This is a genomic window from Cecembia calidifontis, from assembly GCF_004216715.1.
Classification (GTDB): domain Bacteria; phylum Bacteroidota; class Bacteroidia; order Cytophagales; family Cyclobacteriaceae; genus Cecembia_A; species Cecembia_A calidifontis.
Genome location: NZ_SGXG01000001.1, coordinates 4,860,572 through 4,884,004 on the forward strand (window position 1 = coordinate 4,860,572; position 23,433 = coordinate 4,884,004).

Here is a 23,433-nt window from a genome sequence, read left to right on the forward strand (position 1 = left end):
TTACCCGCTTTTTTTTTATTTGATCAACTCAATCTGATTTCTTTTCACCTTGACAATACCCTGTTGTTCCAACTTTTTCAGCAATCTGCCGATCACCTCCCTGCTTGAGTTTAACTCAAGGGCAATTTGACTTTGTGTTTCCTTGATAATTGTGGACTGACTGGCCTTGGCAGTTTTGTCCAGGTACTCAATGAGACGATCATCCATTTGACGGAAAGCGATGGCATCCACTACTTTCAATAATTCCTCAAACCTATCCTGATAGCTGTCCATTACAAAAAAGTACCAGGACTGGAATTTGGGCATCCATTCATCCAGCTTACTGATCGGCAAAACCACGGCTCTTGTATCTTCCATAGGAATGGCTTTGATCTTGGAGTACCCTTCCCTGGCAGAACAGATCATGGTAATGGCACAAGCCTCTCCGGCATTCAGATAGTACAAAAATATTTCATTGTCATCTTCATCTTCACGGAAAACTTTGACAATTCCATCTACGATCAAGGGTATTTGTTCCACTTTCTGGCCGATATCCATGATCAACTCATCGACAGGAAAATTGACCAAAACACCCTCCTCAGCTATTGCTTTGACCAGTTTTTCCTCAAAATGAGGAAATTTTTCACTGATCAATTTTTCGATATCCCTATCTGTTCCCTTCATATGATAATTGAAAGCGTGATTTACATCACGTTTTTATTAAAACAAGCCCCGTAATTTTAAATCATAAATTCCGAAAACAGTTTCAAAAAACGGAAAAAATGAAAAAAAATTCTGTACAGTGGCTTTTTCTGATAGGTTTGATCCTAATGCTTATGTACAGGATAACTGCCAGACTACCATTCTTACCCGAACATATTTACAGTTTTCATACACCCAAAATACTTAAAATTTTAACAGGCTTGATCTTTATTGGATCGGCTTTCTTTTTATACCGAAAACCTTCAAAAGGCAAAAGCTTATGAATTGGGATGTAGAAACCCTCTCGCGGATACAATTCGCTTTCACGATCATGTTCCATTATATTTTCCCGCCTTTTAGCATAGGCATGGGATTGCTCTTGGTCATTTTCGAATCCTTGTACCTGATTACCCGTAAGGCAATTTATGAGAAAATTACCCGGTTCTGGATCAAAATATTTGCGGCCAACTTTGCTGTAGGAGTTGCATCCGGAATTGTCATGGAATTTGAATTTGGAACCAACTGGGCCACCTATTCAAGATTTGTAGGGGATATTTTCGGGTCTCCTTTGGCAGCTGAGGGGATTTTTGCCTTCTTCCTGGAATCAGGTTTTTTGGCCATCCTGCTCTTTGGATGGAACCGCGTCAAACCTGGCATGCACCTTTTCGCTACCATTATGGTCGCACTGGGTTCTATCCTGTCAGGTTTTTGGATTGTAGTAGCCAATAGTTGGCAGCAAACACCCGTTGCTTTCGAAATTGTGGAAGACTTCGGAATCAGAAGGGCTGTCATTACAGATTTTTGGGAGATGGTATTCAACCCATCTGCCATGGTAAGGTTCAGTCATGTAATTGTAGGCGCATTTATTCAGGGCGCATTTTTGGTGATGAGTGTGGGAGCTTATTACATTTTGAAAAAGAAACACCTTGAATTTGCCAAAATATCCTTTTCCATAGCGCTTATGGTGGCTGCGATGGGCTCTTTGGCGCAACCACTGATAGGACATACCCATGCCCAGGTGGTTGAAAAATACCAACCGGCTAAATTGGCTGCTTTTGAAGGCCTTTACGAAACCCAAAAAAATGCCCCTCTTTACATAATTGGCTGGACCGATCCTGTCACTCAGGAGACTACCGGTTTAGCTATCCCTGGGATGTTAAGCTACCTTGTACACGGAACCTTTGAAGGAGAAGTTAAAGGTTTAAAGGAGTTCCCAAAAGAAGATTGGCCCCCTGTAAAAGGAGTGTTTCAAAGTTACCATCTGATGGTGGCATTGGGGATGTTTTTTATTGCCCTGACGCTTTTCAGTCTTTTTATGCTATGGAGGGGGAAATTATTTGAGATGACCTGGCTTTTGAAGCTCTATTTACCCGCAGTAGCTCTTCCTGTGATAGCCAATCAGCTTGGATGGATATCTGCAGAAAGAGGCAGGCAGCCTTGGATAGTTCAGGGGCTGTTGCGTACCAGTGAAGGGATATCGAAATCCATCACCTCAGAAGAAGTAATGATATCACTGGTCCTGTTCATGATCGTCTATACCCTCTTGTTCTTTGTCTGGCTTTATGTCTTGGACAGGGAAATCAAGCATGGCCCAGATCATTTGCAGGTTATTGAGGCCGGATTCAAAAAAAGATCGGAAAAAATGGATGTCATCAAAACGAATTAATCACCATGGACTATAATATTATCTGGTATATTCTTGTAGGGGTTTTATTAATTGGCTACGCAATTTTGGATGGATTTGACTTAGGCGTAGGAATTTTACACCTTTTCTCAAAAGGTGATTACAATAGAAGAATTTTAATGAATTCTATAGGGCCCGTTTGGGATGGCAATGAAGTTTGGTTGATCACGGCCGGAGGTGCTCTTTTTGCAGCTTTTCCTAATGTTTATGCCACTGCTTTTTCCAGCTTTTACTTGCCCTTTATGCTTTTATTGATTGCCTTGATTTTCAGGGCAGTATCGATAGAATTCCGGAGCAAGGAAAAAAGTACCAGGTGGAGAAGTTTTTGGGACAAGGGTTTTTCAATAGGATCCATTCTTGCAGCTTTGTTATTTGGGTTGGCCATAGGAAATGTGGTCATGGGTTTTGCCATTGGAGATGACATGGAATACCAGGGAAATGTCTTTGATCTGCTGAACCCTTATGCGCTTACCGCGGGAATTTTTGCTTTAAGCATGTTTGCACTTCACGGAGCCATCTATCTGAATATGAAAACCGAGGGAGAGCTTCAATTGCAGGTCCAAAAATGGATCAAAGTGGCATACTGGATATTTGTGCCGCTTTTCGTTGTCTTTTCATTGTTGACATTATACCTCAAACCGGAAATGATCGCAAATTTTTCCTTTGGAATGATTGATTTGCCTGGTAATAAACACGCATTGATAGAAAAACATGAAGTCCTGATTTCCATCTTTGCCTGGACTGTGGTAGCCCTGAACATCTTAGCTATTGCCAACATTCCCAGGACCCTTCACAAGGGTAGTTATGGCTGGACATTTATTTCTTCTGCAAGTATGATTGCCGCTGTGGTCATGTTGTTTGCTTTGGGAATTTTCCCCAACATGATGATTTCCAACCTTGATCCGGGGTTTAACCTGGACATCTACAATGCTTCCTCTTCTCCATACACCTTAAGGACAATGGCAATTTTGGCGGCATTTGGATTGCCGTTTGTAACTTCTTACACCATTATCATTTATTGGACTTACAGAGGAAAAGTGAAATTAGATGAAATGAGCTACTGATTTCCTGAATTACAATCAATTATCAGGCTATTAACTGACTTAGATCATGATTTTTTAGGACAAAAGACCCTAACATCGTCTGTTCATTCAAACTATTAGGATATGTCCCAGACCATAAAACTTTCCACCGCCCAGACTAGCGCATTGGTATTGATGCGCTTGTTTGTAGGCTGGCACTTTCTCTATGAAGGTGTAATCAAACTTTACAGCCCTTATTGGACTGCCAAGGGGTATCTACTGAGCGCCACTTACATGAAATCTTTCTTTCAGTGGCTTGCCGGCGAATCCATGATTTCAATTGTGGACACCATGAATATTGCAGCACTTCTCCTGGTAGGAGTAGCATTGGTGATTGGTTTCAAAACCAAACTGGCCAGCATCATAGGCATAGGCTTATTGCTGTTATACTATTTCGCCCATCCTCCCTTTCCGGGATATCCCCAGGGCATCACTGAAGGCAGCTATTGGATCGTCAACAAAAACCTGATTGAGGCTGCTGCTTTGATGGTGATTTTTCTTTTCCCTACTTCCACCCATTTTGGTCTGGAAAGGCTATTTGTAAAAAAACAGGTACAAACTTCCACTCCTTAAACCACTGCAACCATGTCAAACGATAAAAAATTATTCAAAGGATTTTCGAGAAGGGATTTGCTCAAAAGCCTTGCAGGAGTTCCGATTTTAGGGGCTGTTTGGTATGCCGGCCTTAGCAATACCGAAAAAGCTAAACTGGAAAGGGAGTTTTTGCTTGAAAAACTCAATATCAAAGCCACCCCTCCACCTGATTCGGGTCCGATGAGCGGTGAGCCCTTGCGTGTAGGGCTTATTGGCTTCGGCATCAGGGGAGAACAATTGATGCGCTCATTGGGCTTTGCCACCCAGGAGTGGTTGGAAGATATGGCCAAGTCTTCAGCCGAAAACCCCAATGACAAAAGGTTGGAGGATTTCAAAGCCCAGGAAAACCTCAATGTAAAGCTCACGGCCATTTGCGACATCTTTGATGTCAGGGCGGAAAAAGCACTTCGCTCATTTAACAGCAACGGCAATACCTGCAAAAGGTACAAGAGCCATCTGGACTTAATCAACAGCGGTGAAGTGGACGCTGTCATCATTTCGACTCCGGATCACTGGCATGCCCCCATGGCCAAAGTAGCGGTAGAAGCAGGAGTCCATGTTTATTTGGAAAAACCGATGACCCATACTATACAGGAAACTTACGAATTGAGAGATGCCGTGAGAAAAAATCCGGGAGTGGTTTTCGCTGTTGGGCATCAGCACAGGCAGACCCAGAGTTTCCTTACTGCCATGGATGCCATAGCCAAAAATACCTTAGGACATATTTCCCTGATTATGACCACAACTAACAGGAATGATGACAATGGCGCTTGGCAATATGAAATACATCCCGATGCTTCCACATCTACCATAGACTGGAATGAATTTTTGGGCACTGCACCACAAATTCCTTTCAACGCTGAGCATTTCTTCCGATGGAGAAAATGGTGGGCTTATGGCTCAGGTTTATCGGGAGATCTGTTGACCCATGATTATGACAGAATCAACTGCATTTTGAAAATGGGTATTCCAAAATATGTATCCGCCTCTGGGGGAATCTATACCCATAGAGATGGCAGGAATGTACCGGATGTCATGCACATCAATATGGAATTCCCGGACTTTACTTCCGGCGGCAGTCAGGAAGCAGGAAAGGAAAAAGGCATGACACTGGTGTACAGTGCTACCTTGGGAAATCAGTTTGACAGAGGCACCCTACTGATGGGGCATGACGCCTCCATGGAACTGGGTAATACGCTGACAATTTATGCAGATCCCCGATCAACCAAATACAGGGAACTGATCAAGGAAGGTAGGATTGATCCAAAGGTTCCAATCTACCAGTATGATCCAAGTGCCAACGGAGTGGATGCGGTAACCTCTGCCACTGCCAAATACTTTGCAGACAAAGGGCTGCTCTGGACTTACAGGGATGGAAAAAGGGTGGACTCCACCTTCCTGCACATCAGGGAATGGCTGAGTTGTATCCGAAATGGAGGAGATCCAAGCTGTGGCATTCAGGAAGGTTTTGAAGAGGCCATCACAGCACATATGGGAGGCTTGTCCTATAAAATTGGAAGAAAAATTGAGTGGGATGAAGAAAGAGAAGCAATCATTGCCCTTCCGGGAGAAGATCTGGATGCCATATTACTCAACAACGAAGTTGTTTAACACCCAAATCAAACCAAAAAAGAGGCTGTCTCCTAAATAGGATCAGCCTCCTTTTTTTGTCGAAAAGATGGGCAGCGGATAGTTGCAGTCTAGGTAAGGGTAAAATTCGATGATTCTTTTAAAAACAAAAGCGGGAACAACCTTCTCAGATTATTCCCGCTTCGTAATTTGAAAGCCTTGACCCTCAAACTATGCCAAGCTACAGTTATTTTGACTTTCCCCCAGTTGCCCGGATTCATGGCTTTAGATTTTCAAACCTTGACTTTTCAATCCTTTCGAATCTCAAGCTTGATGTCAATGTTTCTGCGGTGTTACCCTTCTCAGACTATCGAATTTATCTCCAGCCCCTTCACAATCACATTTCAGGTTTTCAATCCTTGCCCGGAATTCTACTTCCGGCCTTTTATCTCTTACTTGATATGATCATAAATAGCATTTAAATAGCTGAAAAACAAAAATTTAAGCAAATTATATTTACCCACAAATTTTCCACACAAAAACCAAGGATAACCACAATTTATCCACAAAAAAGCTGCCTGGGATTTAATGCAGCTTTTTTGTCAATTTATCCGATACTTATCAGAGTTTCAAACCAAATGTTAGGTAAAAAGTCCTGCCATCAGCTGGCATGATGCCAGGTCCTGGATAACCTCCTGCCCTTCTGGTAAAGTACATTTGATCCGTCAGGTTGTTGATACCTGCTTTGAAAATATACCTTTTTGCAAAAATGGCACTTCCTGAGAGGTCCTGCACCTGATAAGCCGGGATGAGACCAACAGTGGCGGCGGCATTGGGCGCCACGGTATTGGAGGCATCCGCAAAAGCTTCTCCAATATCGCTCAACTGCCAGGTGACCGAGAAGTTTTTCAACTGATAAGTTACACCATAGCGGTTGATTTTTCTTGGGGCATTTTCCACTCTATTTCCTTTGAGGTTACCCTGCCTGATTTCCCCATCTACAACCGTCGTAGTCATAAAATCCCCATAGCGGGCATCAACAAGAGCAAGAGAAGCAAACAGGTGGACATATCCGAATCTGGAGCTTTTCATAAAAGCGGTTATCGGATCAAATTCCACATATCCTTCAAAGCCTTGGCTTACCGAATTGCCCAAATTAGTCCTGAACTGATTGATGGATCCATTGGGATTCAATTGCGCAATGGTACCAATTCGGTCTGCATATTTGAGGTAGAAATAGCTGGCATCAAATTTCAGGTAACTGCCTAAACTTCCTCTGTATCCAAAATCAAAATTGTACCCCCTGGAGTCCTGCAGATTTTCATCAATGATATCGGTAGTCGCAGGTGGGGTAAGATCGGAAATCAATACCGGCCTGTACGCTTGTGAGAAATTGGTATAGAATTCTGTGCTTTTTGTAAGCTTATATTCAGACCCTACACCAAAGAGTAGAAAATTTCTGGTTCTCGACTGTGGACTGAGCAATACTTCCTGTCCATTGACGATATTGAATCTGCCCTCCATATTGGAAAAAATGCTTTCTAAACGGACACCGGCAGTGGCTAAAAACTTATCCGAAAACCTGAAAATATTTTCAGCAAAGGCTGCATAATTGATATTGGTGAAATCCAGGTCCCTATTGTACACACCCCCTTCTATCAAATCAAAATTCATTCTTGTACCTGCATCTCCTTGTCCGTTTTGTTTACGGTCAATTACTCCATTGAAATAGCGTAAACCTGATGCCAAAGTCTGTTTTTTACCAAAAAGCTGGTAATCGGTAATCATTCTCAATTCAGAACCATAGGTGGTATAAAAATCCCTGTCCAATTGACGGCTGCCCAGATCGTCTTCCTGATTGATCGGTCTCATAAATCCTACTGAACTTCTTTCAGCAAATGTCCCATAAGCCTTCCAGCTCAATTTGGTGTTTTCTGAAACAATATACTCCGCTGTAAGTGCCGGGACAAACCAAGGCGTACTGAACCAGTTTCTTCCTCTGGTGCTTTGTCTTGCGTCCTGTGCAAACTGCTCATCTGTGAGTCCTCCGGGCTGTTGGCTTTCCATGGTCATGTAAGTCATTTCCAAACCTAATTTCAGTCTATTATTGGCTGCATAATTGACTTCCACGTGAGCGTGGTCAGTATTGAAATAACCATTTTCTCTCCAGCCATTACCAATCCTTTTCTGATAGTATGCGGTATAGTTCCACTTACCTTCAGTACCCCCTAAATAGTTGAAAGTACTAAAAAGCCCATTATTACCTACCGTATTCAAAGTTTCGAAAGTAAATCTGGTGGATTTATCCGGCTTTCTCATGACAAAATTCATCAAACCGCCAAACTGAGGACCATATTGAAGCGAGGAAGCACCTCTTACAATTTCAATCTGCTCGACTACTTCCATTGGAGGGGTAAAGTAAGCTTCAGGATAACCCATTGGATCTGGAGTAACATCATAGCCGTTCATTCTAACATTGAATTCCCAGGACCGGTTAGGGCTCAATCCTCTGGAAGCAACGCCCAACTGGATACCTGAACCGTCATTTTCCCAGATAGAAATTCCTGGTGTACGTCCAAAAATCTGCCTGCTATTATTCATGGCAAGGTTGGCATTAATTTCACCTACCCTTATCACCTCGTTCTTTCGGGCGGCATTGATTCGGAAATTATCCACCTCTGGCATTTTTTCCTGACCCATAATCCCCCTGCTCACAGAAAATTCAAAGGCATCCAACAATAACAAATCCTCCTCCATCACCAAATTCATCTCCTTGGTTTCTCTTTCCTCTATGGAAAAAGTAATAGAAGCATCTTTGAACCCTATCATACTTACACGCAAAATATAATTTCCCTTTGGAAAATCCCTTAGTATAAAATTACCCGAAGCATCCGTCTGAACTCCCCTCACTGTACCTTGTAAATAAACAGAAGCACCTACTACAGGCTGTTGTTTTTCATCCACAATAACCCCCCTCAAAGTATTCTTCTGAGCCTGTACCTGGAAACTTACCAACAGTAAAAGAAGACAAGATGTAAAGATGAACCTCATACCAAATTTGCGTTTTTATTTAGATTGATTTAAAATTACAGCACAAACTTAATCTGGAAAAAAATACCAGTCAATATTTATTTAGATTTTTTCTAAATAAAATTAAGCCGTTTGAAATATGCAGTCAATCTTTCATGGTCGACAATTGATCATCACCACCAAACACGAAAAACACCATGCCATTGCACCTGTACTTGAAAGGTTATTGGGGGTGAGTTGTGTCCTCTCTTCTGAATTTGATACTGACAGCCTGGGTACATTCAGCGGGGAAATTGAAAGGAAAAAAGATGCTTTGGCTACCGTAAGAGAAAAATGCCAGGTAGGTATGAGGGAGGCAAATATCGACCTGGGAGTGGCTACGGAGGGTTCATTTGGCCCGCATCCTTACTTTCCCTTTATAGCTGGTCATGAGGAAATCATCCTGTTGATTGACCAAAGGCATGGGCTTGAAATCCTGGTCAGGGAATTGACGACCGAAACCAACTTCGATGGTTTACAAGTTTCTTCAGAAGAGGATTTGTTAAGATTTGCGGAAAGAACAGGTTTCCCGGAACATGCACTCATTCTTCGCCCCCATAAAGAGGCCAAAGCTCCGATATACAAAGGGATACATACTGCCGATACACTTTTGCGTCATTTCAAAGCATTGAAAACAGCATTTGGAGATGTTTATGTAGAAACGGATATGCGGGCTATGCATAATCCTATGAGGATGACATTCATTGAGAAGCTGAGTGATAAGTTGGCTCAAAAAGCGCTCAATAACTGTCCAAACTGTCAGACTCCTGGCTTTAGCGTGACAGAAAGAATACAAGGACTACCATGTGCCCACTGTGGAAGGCCCACACGGTCGGTATTAAGCCATCTGATGATTTGTGCTGCCTGTTCATTTCAAAAAGAAATTCCTTTTCCAAATGAAAAACAAACGGAGGATCCCATGTACTGTGATTTTTGTAATCCTTAAGAGGATCCGATTTTTTCGGAGATTTTAATTTCAAACTTTGCAGGACTTGCCTATTCCCTGATAGATTACCTGCTCATTTCCGGAATTGTTCCTGAAAACTGTAATTCCCTTGGCCTTATTTTTCCAAGCTTCACAATAAATCCTTCCAATATCTTTGGGGGAAGCCGTTTCCGGTAGATTAACAGTTTTTGACACGGCATTGTCGGTATGTTTTTGGAAGATCAACTGATGCTTAAGGTGCCATTCAGGCTGAATCTCCAGGGCAGTTTTGAAAACAGATCTCAGCTGATAAGGCAAATCCGCAATATGGCCGCATCTACCGCTTGCCCTGACTTCGGCCAGAATTTCCTGAACAGGGAATCCCCCTTCCTCCACTGCTTTTTTAAACAATGGATGCACTTCTGTAGTCAAAGACCCTGAATTCAAAACTTTTTTCCTTTGAAAAGCCAGTGCGAATAGGGGCTCAATAGAAGAAGAGGTATCCGCCAAAATTGAAATCGTACCTGTCGGGGCAATACTGTTGACTGTAGCATTCCGCATAACCTTTTGGGGATTGAAGGCACTGACCTCCCAGTTGGGAAAACAGCCCCTTTCCAATGCCAATTCATGGGAAGCTTCCTGACTTACACGGCAGATAAAGGACATGACCTGATCCCCAAGATGGACAGCTTCCTCTGTATCGTATGGAATCTGAAGCCGCAACAACATCTCCGCCCAACCCATCACCCCTAATCCGATTTTCCTGTTAGAAAGGGTTGCTTTCTCTATTTTAATGGTGGGATAATGGTTGACTTCAATGACGTTATCCAAAAACCGGATTCCAGTTCTGACGGTCTCTTTCAGTTTTTGGTAATCCACCTTCCCATTGCTGACGAATCTGGACAAATTGACCGATCCCAGGTTACAGGATTCGTAATCCAACATGGGAACTTCTCCGCAGGGATTGGTCGCCCAAATCCTTCCAATTTTAGACAAGGGATTGGCTGCATGAATGGTATCCAGAAAGACCATGCCCGGGTTTCCGTTTTCCCAGGCCCCTTCCAAAATGGCTTCCCAAACTTCTTTAGCTGGTAAGGTTTGGGCCACTTTTCTAGAATTGGGATGAATGAGTTGCCAATCCCTGCCCTCGGCCACCGCTTCCATAAAACGGTCGAAAATTCCTACCGAAAGATTGAAATTTTGCAAAGCTTTGCCGTTAACCTTAAGCCGGATGAATTCCAAAATATCGGGATGATCCACATTCAGTATCCCCATATTGGCTCCCCTGCGTTTCCCTCCCTGCTTGACCTGTTCTGTAGCAAAATCATAGAGCTTGATAAAAGAAACTGGTCCTGATGCATGCCCTCCTTGAGAACCCAGAGGATCGCCTGCCGGCCGGAGCCTTGAAAAGTTGAAACCTGTGCCCCCACCCTTCTGATGTACCAAAGCCGCCAACTTGAGGGTATCAAAAATTCCAGAAAGGTTATCTTTTACTGGCAATACAAAACAAGCGCTCAATTGAGACTTGGGAAGGCCCGCATTCATCAGGGTAGGCGAATTGGGCAAAAAAACCAAGGTGGACATCATGTCAAAAAAGAAGCTTTCCCACTTTTCCGCTTCTGCTTTCCCTGACCATTTCAATTCCGCCTGAGCCACATACTTTGCCACCCTCCGGAGCATTTCTTCCGGGGACTCCAGTTCTTCCCCATTTCCCTTCCTCCAAAGGTATCTTTCTTGTAGGATTCGGAGAGCATTGTCGGTGAAATTTTCCATGCATCAATTTAACATTCTCTTACCACAAATACACATTTTGCCGGCAAGCAAATGATTTCATAAAAAAATCTGATATTTGAAAAACATTTTGAAATTTTTGGAACTAAAATCGCCAAACACCCACTGGTCAAAAAAGACAAAAAAGACCATGGTATTTTTACTACATTACTTATCCTACTTAATCAAGTCAGAAAAAATCAGCCAACTTAAGGTTAGAAGTTAAACCTGAAAAAGTAGGACTAAGATAAAGAAGAGAAATTCTTCAAAATCTTAAACTTAACCTGAACCTATAAAGCCTCACCCATCAAAGTGAAATCTGCGTACTCCCAAATTTTCCATTCCAAGGGTATAAAAATTCTACTGACCTTAATTTTTGCGATGACGGTCGGTTCTGTCTTTTCACAACAATCCGGAAAGGGACTGATTAAAGGCACTATAATAGAAAAAGACTCTCAATCAGCTTTACCTTTTGCCACCGTAACGGTGTACAATGTGGAAAAGGAAATGTTGGCAGGAAGCATCACTGATGCTGATGGGAAATTTGAGATATCCCTGACCTATGGTTCATACTTTTTTATAGTAGAATTCATGGGTTATGAAGCCTACCAATCTGATCTTTTCACTTTATCAAGAAACAATTCCCCCTTAGATGTTGGAATAATTGAGCTGAGCAGCGGCTTAAGCCAATTGGACGAAGTGATCATTCAGGGTGAAAAGCCTTTGATGGAATTATCCCTGGACAAAAGAATCTTCAATGTAGGCGAAGACCTCGCCAATGCAGGCAGGACTACTGCCGATATCCTGATGAACCTGCCTTCAGTGACCGTAGATTCTCAGGGAAATGTCCGGCTCCGCGGTTCAGATAACGTAAGGATTCTGGTGGACGGAAAACCTTCAGGACTGGTGAGTTTTAAAGGTAGCCAAGGCTTACAGCAATTGCCTGCGAGTATGGTGGAAAGGGTGGAGATCATTACCAATCCATCCGCCCGGTATGAGGCAGAAGGTATGGCCGGAGTCATCAACATCATCCTAAAAAAAGAAAGTAATCAAGGTTTTAACGGCTCTTTTGAAGTGATTGCCGGTAATCCCACCAACCTGGGCCTGTCTGCCAACTTGAATTACAGGCACAAAAAAATCAACTGGTTCATTAACTACGGTGTGGCCAAAAGAAAGATCCTAAGGGAGGGCACCTTGTACCAGGAAGCATTTGGTGGGGACAGCTTATTTATCTCCAAACAGGAAACCGATGGAAGGTTATATACATTAGACAATAATGTCAGAGCAGGACTGGACTATTATTTCAATGAAAAAAGTGTCTTAACAGGTTCTTACCTCCTCAGAAGAAGTGATGCCAACAGGATCACAGATATCAGGTACAACGATTTCCTGTTTGACGCAGAAAATCTTCAAAGCTATTCTTTAAGAAGACAGGACGAACAGGAGAAGGAACCAAATTCTGAGGTATTACTTACCTACAAGAGGTCATTTGAACAAAAAGGACATGAACTGACCACCGTACTTACTTACCTGGATTATTGGGAAAATTCAGATCAGGTTTTTACCGAAAATACTTTTTCGCCGGAAGGAAATCCTATTCCCTCCCGGTCTCTACTTCAGACCTCCATAAACGATGAATTTGAGAAGCAATACCTGATCCAGGTAGACTATACCAAACCCATTGGTTCGGAAGGTAAACTTGAAACCGGGCTTCGGAGCAGCTTCCGAAACATGGAAAATGATTTTGTCGTCAAAGAGCGGGATGAGCAGGGCAATTTCAATCCTATCCCTGGACTGGACAACATATTTCTCTATCAGGAAAACATTCATGCTTGGTACGGCATTCTTGGCAATAAAACCAAAAAACTGAGTTACCAGGGCGGAATGAGGGCTGAATGGACGGATGTCAAGACCACTTTGGTCAAAACCAATGAAGTGAACCCCAGGGATTACCTCAACCTTTTTCCCAGTGCCCATCTGACCTATAATTTCGATAAGGAAAATGGAATGCAGCTCAGCTACAGCAGAAGGGTCAGGAGACCATTTTACAATGACCTCAGTCCATTTATGACCTTTTCAGATGCCAGGAATTTCTTTAGCGGAAATCCCGATCTTGACCCTGAGTTTACTGATGCCATAGAATTGGGGCATATCAAATATTTCGAAAAAGGCACCTTGTTTTCCACTGTTTTTTATAGGAATACGACAGATAAAATCGAGCGGATCCGAACAGTGGACAATGAAGGAAATGCTACTATCCGGCCAGAGAATTTGCTGGGAGAACAGTCTTTCGGTTTGGAATTTGCCACGGATTACCAGATTTTCAATTGGTGGAAAATCGACTTTAACATGAATTTCTTCTATGCTGCTGTAGATGGCAGCAATATACAAAACAGCTTTACGGCCACCACCTACTCTTGGAATGCCCGGCAGAATTCCAGGTTCAGCTTTGGCAACGGAATCACCGCCCAGGTAAGAAACAATTACCAGGGAAGGCAGCGGATAGCACAAGGGATCAGAAAAGGAATCTTCTTTATGGATATTTCAGCCAGTAAGGAGGTCCTAAAAAGGCGGGGCACGCTTGTTCTAAATATCGCCGATATTTTCAACTCCAGAAGAGACCGCTATATTTTGGAAGGAGAAGGATTTCTCACGGTTGGAGACTTCCTCAATGTCCGCAGGCAGATCAATCTGAGTTTAAATTACAGGATCAGACAGTGAGCAATTGAGTTTAAGAGAATGGACAGAAACAAGACCCAATACTCAAGGGCCGGTTTCCTTTATTGAATCCAGTTCCGGCCCCTTACCCTTAATCATCCAATAGCATGAACACCATTTGCCTGAATTTCCAGCCTGTCTGATCACCGGAAGTTTGACTCGTCTGCTTCAACAGGATGCCAATGACTTTTTCCTGCGGATCGGCAAAGTACTGCGTGTTGAAATAACCTCCCCAGTCAAAAGTACCCTCACTTCCTATACCTCCTTCAGCCACACCCTTTTCGGTCACTACCCCAAAGGCCAAGCCATAATGCTTTGCCCCGGACCAAAGGTCCCCAACCTGATTTTTCATCATCGATTCGATAGTTTTACGGCTAAGAATTCTTACACCGTTAAGTTCCCCACCGTTCAGGTACATTTGCAGGAAAATCGCATAGTCCTTTGCTGTACTGGAAAGTCCGGCTCCTCCCGAAAAGAACTTCTTTGCTCCCGTGATGGGATATTGAGGGTCATAGAAAGTGACCGGAAAATTCTCCCATTTCCCATCCACTTTACGCTGAACCTTGACCAACCTATTTGACTTTGAATCGGGCAGGTAAAACCAGGTATCATTCATACCCAAAGGATCAAAAAGCCTTGTTCTCAAAAACTGATCAAAAGGCATTCCGGAGACGATTTCTATCAAATAGCCCAACACATCCAAACCTTCGGAATAGGTGTATTTCTCCCCCGGGTTGTGGTGCAGCGGCAGGGCAGCCAGCTTTTTGATGTTTTCAGCAATGCTGACATTTTCGGTGGTGTAAAGATCTACGATACCGGCTTTTTGGTAAATCATCTTCATCCGCTCATCTCCGTCAATCACCCCATATCCCAACCCTGAGGTATGGGTAAGCAGGTGGCGGATGGTTATTTCCTTATTGGCGGGCCGGGCAGTATAAGTAGTATCTGCATACCGGAAATTCTGAATGACCTGTGGGTTTTTGAATTCCGGGATCCAATTAGAGATAGGGTCATCCAATCTGAATTTACCTTCTTCCCAAAGCATCATCACAGCTGTGGCGGTAATGGCTTTTGTCTGGGAGGCAATTCTGAAGATGGCATCTTTGGACATGGCTTTTTCGTCCCCGGCATCCGCTTTGCCCTTGGCTGCATGATAGACAATTTTTCCGTTTCTGGCCACCAAGGCCACCAAGCCCGGTATTTCATTATTCTGCACTGCTTCTTCCAGCATGGCATCGAGTTTTTTCAATCGCTCGGAAGAAATGCCTACACTTTGTGGGGCAGCTTCTGACAGAGGAGGGGATTTTTTGATGGACGCTGTCTGTGTCCAGCCTGGATTGATAATGAGGAGCAATCCTATGGAAAAAAGAAGGAAACTTTTCATGTTGGTGTTCTTGGGTTAAATTGAGACTATTCAAATTTTTAAATCAGGACTTTAACCAGGCAACCTTTTGTTCGGGCTGGTGACTTTGGCCAATAATGTCTTTATATAATTCTGGACGTCTTGCTTTGATATACCGACTACCTCCTGCATCAGTTAGTTTCTTGGGGTAGAGGGTAGCGGTAACAAAGGAGTCTTTAAAACTTCTGCACTCTTCCAAAATATCTCCAAATGGATCTATAATCATGGAACACCCGTTTTTCAATTGGTCATCATCCATTCCTATTGGATTTGAAAATATCGCGATCAATTCCTGCACACTTTCTCCCTCTGGAATCCTTTCGGATATTGCCAATAATTCCTCTTTGGAAAGTTTCCTGGCAAAAGTGTAACCTGTAATGGAACATTCGTGAAAGGTAATAACCTGGGATCCTTCTGCCGCTGCCTGACCAGCCAGTTTATCTATAACAGCAAGGTTATAGGCTTTATCACCGCTTCTGTTTTCAAATTGAGCTGTGGAGATTTTTATGGGATCCATGTGTTCTTTGAGAATTCATCCAAGATATTCAAAATATAGGAAGATAGAAAGACAGGATTGGGTGAGAAAATAAAAAAAGGCCGGCCCAAACTGGGCCGACCTTTTTTACTATCAAACACAAAACAACTTATTACACTACTCTATTTTTACTTCAAAGTAATACTCCTGTCCATTTGGATAAACTCCAAGGATGACCACTTCTTCGCCTTTACTTTTGTTCAGGATATTGGACATGTCCTCGGCATTGGAAATCCTGTACCTACCTTCAGGCCCAATGACAGAGGTAATGATGAAACCTACTTTGGCACCTGCTTTCTTCCATGCTTCATTATCCACAGAAATGATCGACGCTCCACCCTGAAGCTTGAGCCTATTTTTAACATCTCCTTTGACATCCTCAAAGACAATACCACTGAAACTAACCTGCTTAGGCACTTCTTTCCTGACTATTTTGGTGTCACCTGCAATATTTTTCAAGATTGCCCTGGCAGTCATTTCTTTGCCGGCTCTCAGGAATTTGACTTCTACCTTATCACCGGGTCTTTTTCTGGCCACCATTTCCTGAAGCTTGGCAACATTGAAGGTTTCAACTCCATCTACTCCAATAATAACGTCACCTTTTTTAAGACCGGCTTCTGCACCAGCACTGCCTTCATTTACCTCCATGATGTAAACTCCACGGTTTACTCCAATTTTTTCTCCCAGGTATTCTTCCAGCTCGGGACTGACATCCCTTATTTGAACACCAAGAAGTCCCCTTTGTACGGCACCAAACTCCAATAGATCATCCATTACTTTCTTTACGATGGATGATGGTATGGCAAAAGCATAACCATTGAAAGTCCCAGTCCTGGATGCTATCGCCGTATTGATGCCGATCAGTTCCCCTGCCAAATTAACCAAGGCCCCACCAGAGTTACCCGGGTTCACCACTGCATCTGTCTGAAGGAAAGATTCAATCTGTAGGTTATTCTCCAAATCTCTCAGAATTCCGATATTTCTAGCTTTGGCACTGATAATCCCAGCAGTAACAGTAGAAGTCAAATCAAATGGATTCCCTACAGCCAATACCCACTGTCCAACTTTCATCTGATCAGAATCACCAAATTTCACAAAGGGCAAACCCTCTGCTTCAATTTTAAGTAAGGCGAGATCCGTGGTGGGGTCAGTACCGATAACCCTGGCTGAATACCTGGTATTGTCCTCCAAAGAAATATCTATTCTCGAAGCATTTTCGATCACGTGATTATTGGTGACGATATAGCCATCTGGGGATATGATAACACCTGAACCTGAACTTCTTCCCTCTCTTGGCACTTGTCCCCTATCAGGCATCCTAAATCCAAAAAATTCCTCAAAAGGATCTGCTCCTCTCTGTCCCTGGGTTACCGTAACTGTACTTTTAACATGGACCACCGCAGGTGTAACCAATCCTGCTGCGGCCACGAAATTAATTCCATCAGGAATAGTAAACTTTTCATTGTTCAACCAGTTAACAAGACTGGACTCCTGTTTCTCTGTGAAATTGTTAGCCGAATTCTGTTTAGAAAGGTAGTTAGCCCCGGCTAGGGCTACCACTCCTCCTATTAATGAGGCCAAGATAATTCCTAGGAAAAATTGCTTTCTATTCATTTGATCTCTGCTTTAAGTTCTATTGATTGTACACGTAATTTATAATTTTACCTCCGCAATAATCAAGCTTCTTTTTTAGGATGGCATATAGCTTTAACAATGTTTAACAGGAATTCTTCCTATGAGCTAACAGACAACAAGTTAATAACAAAAAAACAGAAAGTGGGTTTCCCCACTCTCCTTTATTTTACTTCGATTTTTAAATTATTGACCTTTTTTTCGGTTTTTGGCAAAACTACTTTCAAAAGCCCATCTTCATAAACCGCCGAGATATTCTCTACGCTGATGGTTTCCGGTACATAAAATGACCTGCTGAAAGAGCCGTAATGGGTTTCTATAGAATGGAAATTTTTACCCTCTTTCTTTTCTTCCATTTTTCTTTCACCGGAAATGGTCAGACGGCCTTCTGTTAAATCAAGGTGGAAATCGGACTTTTTCATACCGGGAACAGAAACCTGGATTTCATATTGCTTCTCATCCTCGGAAATATCCACTGCGGGTATAAATTGCTTTGTCGTTTGGGACAAAGATTCATTGAAGAATTTGTCCAAAAGGCTTCCAAATGTACTTGGGTAAGCTGGCTCAAATTGGTTGTATCTTACAAGTTTCATAGTTTTTTTATTAAGTTAAACGTGATACTGACCTACCAGAAAAAAACATACCAAGCCATAAAAACTGTCGTTTTGGCTTATTTTTCTGAAAAAAACAAATAAAATCCGCCATTTTGTCTTCATGAATTAAGGTTCCCAAGCCTTATAAAATTACCAGTATTTGACGCTCAGGCATAGACTGGAAATAAAATTCTGTTTACATTTAAAAGAAAAAGCCATAAAGCAAATGTTGAGGACTTTTTCCCTTATGCTATTCTTTTTTCTGATCGCTCTGACAAACAAAGCACAGAACATCCAGGATATCACCACGCCAATTGATAGCTTATTGGAGTTTTTTGATGAACAATTACAAGAAGAAAGCCCCAAACTGGACAGGAGCACATTAGAAGAAAACATTAAAAAAGCACAGCTTTATACTTTCCAACTCAACAGGATCAACCAGACGGTAAATCAGACATTGGACACCAGCACCTTGGAGCGTGTTCTTCCAAGGGTAGAGGCTTTTGCCATCATTGTAGGGGATAGGCTAGAAAACCAAGAGTCTAAAATTAACCTAAGGTTTTTAAATGCACTGGAAAACTGGCTCGGATATACTTCAGAAGAACTTAATAATGGTGAAAAGTTAATCAGCGCCAGGGTTACGCAATTGATGGAGGCAAGACTGAAATTGGACTCCATTCAACAAGACGGCTTATTGAGGGCAAATCTTCGAGACACCACCCTCCTACCTGAATACCAGCAAACCATCAGCACCTTAAAAACAAATCTAAGCAAAACAGACAGCACACTTAACCAGCAAAGGTTATTGGCTGCCAGCTATCAATCCAGGGCGTCCAATCTGGTAATACGACTCAGCGATATCAGGGAAAGGATCATTGGGCAAAAGAGGGATTTGGAAAAAGCACTTTTCGAAAAAGAGACCAATTTTATCTGGGAACCCAGGGATTTCCCCAGTACAGAAAGATTAATTCTCATTTTCAGAGATTCATTCAGATTCAATCTGAATATTACCAGAAACTATATCAACAACCATCTGGGCACTACCTTTTTTTTGTTTCTCCTGGTTTACCTTTTATGAATATCCGCCTACATACAAGTGGGCAAATTTTATACTTTGACAATAAGTGTCAATAACTTTCAGGGCTGAATTGTAAGTGTTTAATTGGCTGTAAATAAATAAGAAGGCCATGAATATTCTACAATTCAATGAAAGATATCCTGATGAGGCAAGTTGCATCCATTACTTGAAGGAACAAAGGGAAAGAGAAGGTGTTATTTGCAAGAATTGTAATTCCAAGGATCACTACTGGCTTAATTCTCTCAATATGTTCCAATGTAAACATTGTAAATTTAGGACAGGACTGAAAAATGGTACTATTATGGAAAACAGCAAGTTACCATTGAGGACTTGGTTGCTTGCAATGACTCTTGTAAGCGCAACCAAGAAGGGATTTAGCTGCCTTGAACTACAGAGGCAGATGGGTCATAGCAGATACGAGACTGTTTTCAGACTGTATCACAAGCTCCGGGAAGCAATGGGTAAACGTGACAGCCAATATAAACTAGAAGATATGGTTGAATATGATGAGGCTTTTGTAAGCAAGGCAACAAAATCTTCGGAAAAGACGAAGCTGAAGAAAGGCCGTGGAAGCCAAAAACAAGCTACTGTCGCTGTTATGGCTGAATCATCTATTCTTGAAGACCTAATTACTGGAGAAAAGGACAAAAGCTGCAGATATTTCAAGATGGTCAAAATAGATAACTTGAAGGCAAAAACAGCCGAAAAACTGATAAAAGGACTGATTGACAAAAAAGCCGTGCTCCAAACTGATGAAAGTACGACTTATGCTAACCTAGAAGATTGTATCGATGTTCACGTGAGCGAATTATCTTCCACAAAAGAGGGCAAGTTCAACCTCAAATGGACACTATCCCGATAAGTGTGTAAACTTCAAATTATGGTTTTATTGTCAGGTATCAAGAAGCCTGACCCTATCACCAAATATAAGCAGGAAACTGTTAAGAATAGCTCCCCAGTCTCTGATAGGCATAGTCCATTTTTTCGATGCTTCTCTTGCAGCCAGGAAAACAGACTTCATTACGGCATCATCTGTCGGGAAAGAGAGCTTGTTTTTGGTGTATTTTCTGATCTTTCCATTGAGATTTTCAATCAGGTTGGTGGTATAGATGATTTTACGGATTTCAGCCGGGTAATCGAAGAAAACGGTGAGTTCATCCCAGTTGTCCCTCCAGCTTTTGATGGCATAAGCGTATTTGGATTCCCATTTTTTGGCAAAATCGTTCAGGGCAGCCCAAGCAGCATCTTTTGTAGGGGCGGTATAAATTTCCTTCATATCCCTTGTAAACGCCCTGCGGTCTTTCCATGCGACATATCTACATGCGTTTCTGATCTGGTGGACGACACATATCTGAGTGACTGATTGGGGGAATGAAGCTTTTATCGTATCAGTAAACCCGTTCAGGTTGTCAGTTGCCGTTATGAGAATATCTTCAACCCCTCTGGCTTTCAGGTCGGTGAGTACCCCCATCCAGAAAGCCGAAGATTCATTCTTGCCAAGCCAAAGGCCTAGGATCTCTTTAAGGCCGTTAGTTCTGAGGCCAACGGCAATATAAACGGTCTTGTTGACCACTTTGGAGTTCTCCCTGACTTTGAAGGATATACCATCCATCCAAACGATCAGGTATACAGGGTCAAGCGGCCTGTTTCTCCATGCAACAATATCCTCCGCTACGGCACCGGTAACCCTTGAGATGGTGGAGGAGGAAACATTGATGTCATAAAGCTCCCGGATCTGTTCTTCGATGTCCTGGTTTGACATTCCCTTGGCATACATGGAAATGATCACGTTTTCAACGCCCTCCGCCATGCTTCTGCGTTTGGGCACAAGGGCAGGCTCAAAGCTGCCGTCCCTGTCTCTTGGGACTCTGATTTCAGCTTCCCCAAATGTGTTTTTTATTGTTTTGGTGGAATAGCCGTTCCTTGAATTGGGATTATCGGAATTCTGATGCTTTTCATAGCCAAGATGGGCATCCAGCTCGCCTTCAAGCATTTTCTCAACGGCTCTTTTCTGAAGCTGTTGAAGGAAGGAATTAAGCTCCCCGGCAGTCCTGAACTGCTTGAGGAAGTCATCATTTAGGAGATCTTCTTTTTTCATTTTTGTAATCTGTGTGTTATAAAGGTAAGAAATTGTCCACACACAGACCGGGGGGCGCCTACCGCGGGTTCCTCAAATTCCCTGTGCGATTTCTTCTAAATCACACAGAGAATTTCGAGGTTTAACTTTAACTTCGTAAGTAGTGAAACCAACTTACACAGTTTGTGTCATAGTCCCCTCAAAGGGCACATATAGCAATAAGCAACCTTAAAAGGGATTTACAGAAGTACCATATGGTTTCAGAAAAGATGCTTCAAAACTATCTCAATGAATTCTGTTATAAACTAAACCGAAGATACTTTGGTAAAAAACTCTTTGATAGACTTGTTATTGCGAGCATTTGCCCCTACTTGTATACAAGCGGATAATCATATTACCTTTTTTATCATTGGACCAAAAAAAACCTCAAAAAAACAGAATCCTTTAAAGAATTTTCCGGACTGATTCTCGGTAGGCTGAAATATATTACAACATACCCCTTATTAGCTGCTGTTTTGGTCGTTTTGTCCCTGGCTCCCTTCTTTTTTCCCAACCCCCCAGTCCCCTTATTCTCATTGATACTGGTAATTACCGTAAGTATATCCGGAATTTTACTCAGAAAAAGAATTGGGGCAGATTCTTTCAAAGTTTGGTGGATGATGTATGCGCTATTCCTGATCAGCATAACCAGCAACCTTTATTGGGAAGTGGCCTATCAGGAAAGATGGCATTTATTGTTTTTTAGCCTGTTCGGTATTTACATAGGCTGGAAGTTGATCCAGCTTCAGAAAGAAGCAGAAGAATTCTTGCCTTCCTACATACCTTTGGTAGCTAAAGTCTACATGACATTTTGCGGGATATCTATTTTGGCCAATATCCTGGGGAGGTTCTCTTTGAGTAAGATGACAGGCATCACAGCAACCTTAAGTTTGATGCATGCCATCCCCCTCATTATTTTTGTTGCCGTAATCAAAGAAGTCATTTACCTGCAGATAGAGATCAGCCAAAAAAGAGAAAATGATTTCACTTCATCCATTGATTTTTATGATATCCAAAAGCGAGTCAACCGGGTGGCTTCCTTCTTGGCCATTTTGATTTGGGCTTATTTCTTTGCAGAAAGCTTGGGAATTTTTGACTCTATTATTCTTACGGCTAAGAATTTCTTGTCCAAGCCGAGAAGCATACTCAACGCATCTTTCACTTTTGCACAGATTGCCATTTTCATTCTCATTCTCTATTCGGCCAACTTTATAGCCAATACGGCAGCTTATTTAGCGGAGATCAAAGATCAGCAAAGCAGTAATACCCGGTCAAAAAAATTAGGATCCTCCATACTTTTGATCAGGCTGACCCTATTGATAGTCGGTTTTTTGCTAGCAGCAGCGGCATCAGGAATTTCTATGGATAAGATAACCATTGTGTTGGGAGCCTTTTCATTAGGAATCAGTTTTGGATTGCAGACCATCGTCAACAATCTCGTTTCCGGAATTATCCTGGCATTTGAAAAGCCCATTCAAATTGGGGATACCGTACAGGTAGGCAATATCGAAGGAGTGGTGAGAGACATCGGGATCAGGGCCAGCAAAATTAAAAACTGGGACGGGGCAGAGGTAATCATACCAAATGGCGACTTATTGGCCCAACACTTGACCAATTGGACCCTTTCAGATAAGCAGAGAAGGGTGGAGTTGATCATTGGGGTAGCTTATGATTCGGACATGGACCTGGTCACCAATCTTATACAAGAACAGCTGGATATACAAGGCATACTCAAGTATCCACCTTCAAGGGTATTTCTTCAGACCTTTGCTGATAGTTCCGTTAATTTCAGGGTACTTTTTTGGGTAGAAGATGTTGATGTATGGGTAACCATACGGGACAAAGTGATGCGGGGAATTTTCAAATCCTTCAAAGAACATGGAGTGGAAATCCCTTTTCCACAACGGGATTTGCATGTAAAGAGCTTCCCGGGTCTCATCAAAGAAACATTATCCAAACCCAATGAAGAATAGATCCCAGTATAA

General features: G+C 42.4%; 16 protein-coding genes and 2 pseudogenes. 10 read left to right on the forward strand and 8 right to left on the reverse strand.

Going from position 1 to position 23,433, the window contains the following annotated elements; all coding sequences use genetic code 11:
* Window positions 1-15 precede the first annotated feature (15 nt).
* Window positions 16-663, reverse strand: a complete 648-nt coding sequence (locus tag BC751_RS21010) for a Crp/Fnr family transcriptional regulator (protein ID WP_130277311.1) — start codon at window positions 661-663, stop codon at window positions 16-18.
* 298 nt (window positions 664-961) lie between these two features.
* Between BC751_RS21010 and BC751_RS21015 the strand changes: the two genes are divergently transcribed.
* The 4 genes from BC751_RS21015 (at window position 962) to BC751_RS21030 (ending at window position 5,652) form a co-directional block, all read left to right on the forward strand.
* The gene (locus tag BC751_RS21015) at window positions 962-2,347 is read left to right on the forward strand and encodes a cytochrome ubiquinol oxidase subunit I (RefSeq protein WP_130277312.1); all 1,386 of its coding nucleotides are present in this window, start codon (window positions 962-964) and stop codon (window positions 2,345-2,347) included.
* 5 nt (window positions 2,348-2,352) lie between these two features.
* Window positions 2,353-3,429 (forward strand): cytochrome d ubiquinol oxidase subunit II, encoded by a 1,077-nt coding sequence (gene cydB, locus BC751_RS21020; protein ID WP_130277313.1) that lies wholly within the window; start codon window positions 2,353-2,355, stop codon window positions 3,427-3,429.
* Between the two features lie 102 nt (window positions 3,430-3,531).
* Window positions 3,532-4,020 carry a DoxX family membrane protein gene (locus BC751_RS21025; protein WP_130277314.1) on the forward strand — a complete coding sequence of 163 codons (489 nt, stop codon included), beginning with the start codon at window positions 3,532-3,534 and terminating at the stop codon, window positions 4,018-4,020.
* Window positions 4,021-4,032: 12 nt separating this feature from the next.
* The gene (locus BC751_RS21030; RefSeq protein WP_130277315.1) at window positions 4,033-5,652 is read left to right on the forward strand and encodes a Gfo/Idh/MocA family protein; all 1,620 of its coding nucleotides are present in this window, start codon (window positions 4,033-4,035) and stop codon (window positions 5,650-5,652) included.
* A gap of 579 nt (window positions 5,653-6,231) precedes the next feature.
* Here BC751_RS21030 and BC751_RS21035 read toward each other — a convergent pair.
* Window positions 6,232-8,661 (reverse strand): TonB-dependent receptor, encoded by a 2,430-nt coding sequence (locus BC751_RS21035; protein WP_130277316.1) that lies wholly within the window; start codon window positions 8,659-8,661, stop codon window positions 6,232-6,234.
* Window positions 8,662-8,779: 118 nt separating this feature from the next.
* Between BC751_RS21035 and BC751_RS21040 the strand changes: the two genes are divergently transcribed.
* Window positions 8,780-9,625, forward strand: coding sequence for a DUF6671 family protein (locus BC751_RS21040; RefSeq protein WP_207226934.1), 846 nt, complete (start codon window positions 8,780-8,782; stop codon window positions 9,623-9,625).
* 30 nt (window positions 9,626-9,655) lie between these two features.
* Here the strand turns inward: BC751_RS21040 and BC751_RS21045 are convergent, their stop codons facing one another.
* The gene (locus BC751_RS21045) at window positions 9,656-11,377 is read right to left on the reverse strand and encodes an adenosylcobalamin-dependent ribonucleoside-diphosphate reductase (RefSeq protein WP_130277317.1); all 1,722 of its coding nucleotides are present in this window, start codon (window positions 11,375-11,377) and stop codon (window positions 9,656-9,658) included.
* A 378-nt stretch (window positions 11,378-11,755) separates the two neighbouring features.
* Here BC751_RS21045 and BC751_RS21050 point away from each other — a divergent pair, with 378 nt between their 5' ends.
* On the forward strand, window positions 11,756-14,095 hold the full coding sequence (locus BC751_RS21050; RefSeq protein WP_130277318.1) for a TonB-dependent receptor: 2,340 nt from the start codon (window positions 11,756-11,758) through the stop codon (window positions 14,093-14,095).
* 88 nt (window positions 14,096-14,183) lie between these two features.
* Here BC751_RS21050 and BC751_RS21055 read toward each other — a convergent pair whose 3' ends face one another.
* From BC751_RS21055 to BC751_RS21070, 4 genes are all read right to left on the reverse strand, one after another.
* Window positions 14,184-15,476, reverse strand: coding sequence for a serine hydrolase domain-containing protein (locus BC751_RS21055; protein WP_130277319.1), 1,293 nt, complete (start codon window positions 15,474-15,476; stop codon window positions 14,184-14,186).
* A 43-nt stretch (window positions 15,477-15,519) separates the two neighbouring features.
* Window positions 15,520-16,011, reverse strand: coding sequence for a nitrilase-related carbon-nitrogen hydrolase (locus BC751_RS21060; RefSeq protein ID WP_130277320.1), 492 nt, complete (start codon window positions 16,009-16,011; stop codon window positions 15,520-15,522).
* 135 nt (window positions 16,012-16,146) lie between these two features.
* Window positions 16,147-17,643: a Do family serine endopeptidase gene (locus BC751_RS21065; protein WP_130277321.1), complete on the reverse strand. Its 1,497-nt coding sequence runs from the start codon at window positions 17,641-17,643 to the stop codon at window positions 16,147-16,149.
* A gap of 182 nt (window positions 17,644-17,825) precedes the next feature.
* A complete protein-coding gene (locus tag BC751_RS21070; protein WP_130277322.1) occupies window positions 17,826-18,254 on the reverse strand; it encodes an Hsp20/alpha crystallin family protein in 429 nt (142 codons plus the stop codon).
* A gap of 247 nt (window positions 18,255-18,501) precedes the next feature.
* Here BC751_RS21070 and BC751_RS21075 point away from each other — a divergent pair, with 247 nt between their 5' ends.
* Entirely contained in the window at window positions 18,502-19,332 is an 831-nt protein-coding gene (locus BC751_RS21075; RefSeq protein WP_130277323.1) for a hypothetical protein, read from the forward strand.
* 109 nt (window positions 19,333-19,441) lie between these two features.
* Window positions 19,442-20,179 (forward strand): annotated as a pseudogene (locus BC751_RS21080) (IS1595 family transposase); the annotation flags it as partial.
* Window positions 20,180-20,224: 45 nt separating this feature from the next.
* On the opposite strand, the gene BC751_RS21085 reads toward BC751_RS21080, so the two are convergent.
* Complete coding sequence (locus tag BC751_RS21085; RefSeq protein ID WP_130274032.1) at window positions 20,225-21,430, reverse strand: IS256 family transposase; 1,206 nt, start codon at window positions 21,428-21,430, stop codon at window positions 20,225-20,227.
* Between the two features lie 188 nt (window positions 21,431-21,618).
* On the opposite strand from BC751_RS21085, the pseudogene BC751_RS21090 reads away from it, so the two are divergent.
* Both BC751_RS21090 and BC751_RS21095 read left to right on the forward strand, forming a co-directional pair.
* A pseudogene (locus BC751_RS21090) lies at window positions 21,619-21,798 on the forward strand (IS1595 family transposase); the annotation flags it as partial.
* A 186-nt stretch (window positions 21,799-21,984) separates the two neighbouring features.
* Window positions 21,985-23,421 carry a mechanosensitive ion channel family protein gene (locus BC751_RS21095; RefSeq protein WP_242617561.1) on the forward strand — a complete coding sequence of 479 codons (1,437 nt, stop codon included), beginning with the start codon at window positions 21,985-21,987 and terminating at the stop codon, window positions 23,419-23,421.
* Window positions 23,422-23,433 lie beyond the last annotated feature (12 nt).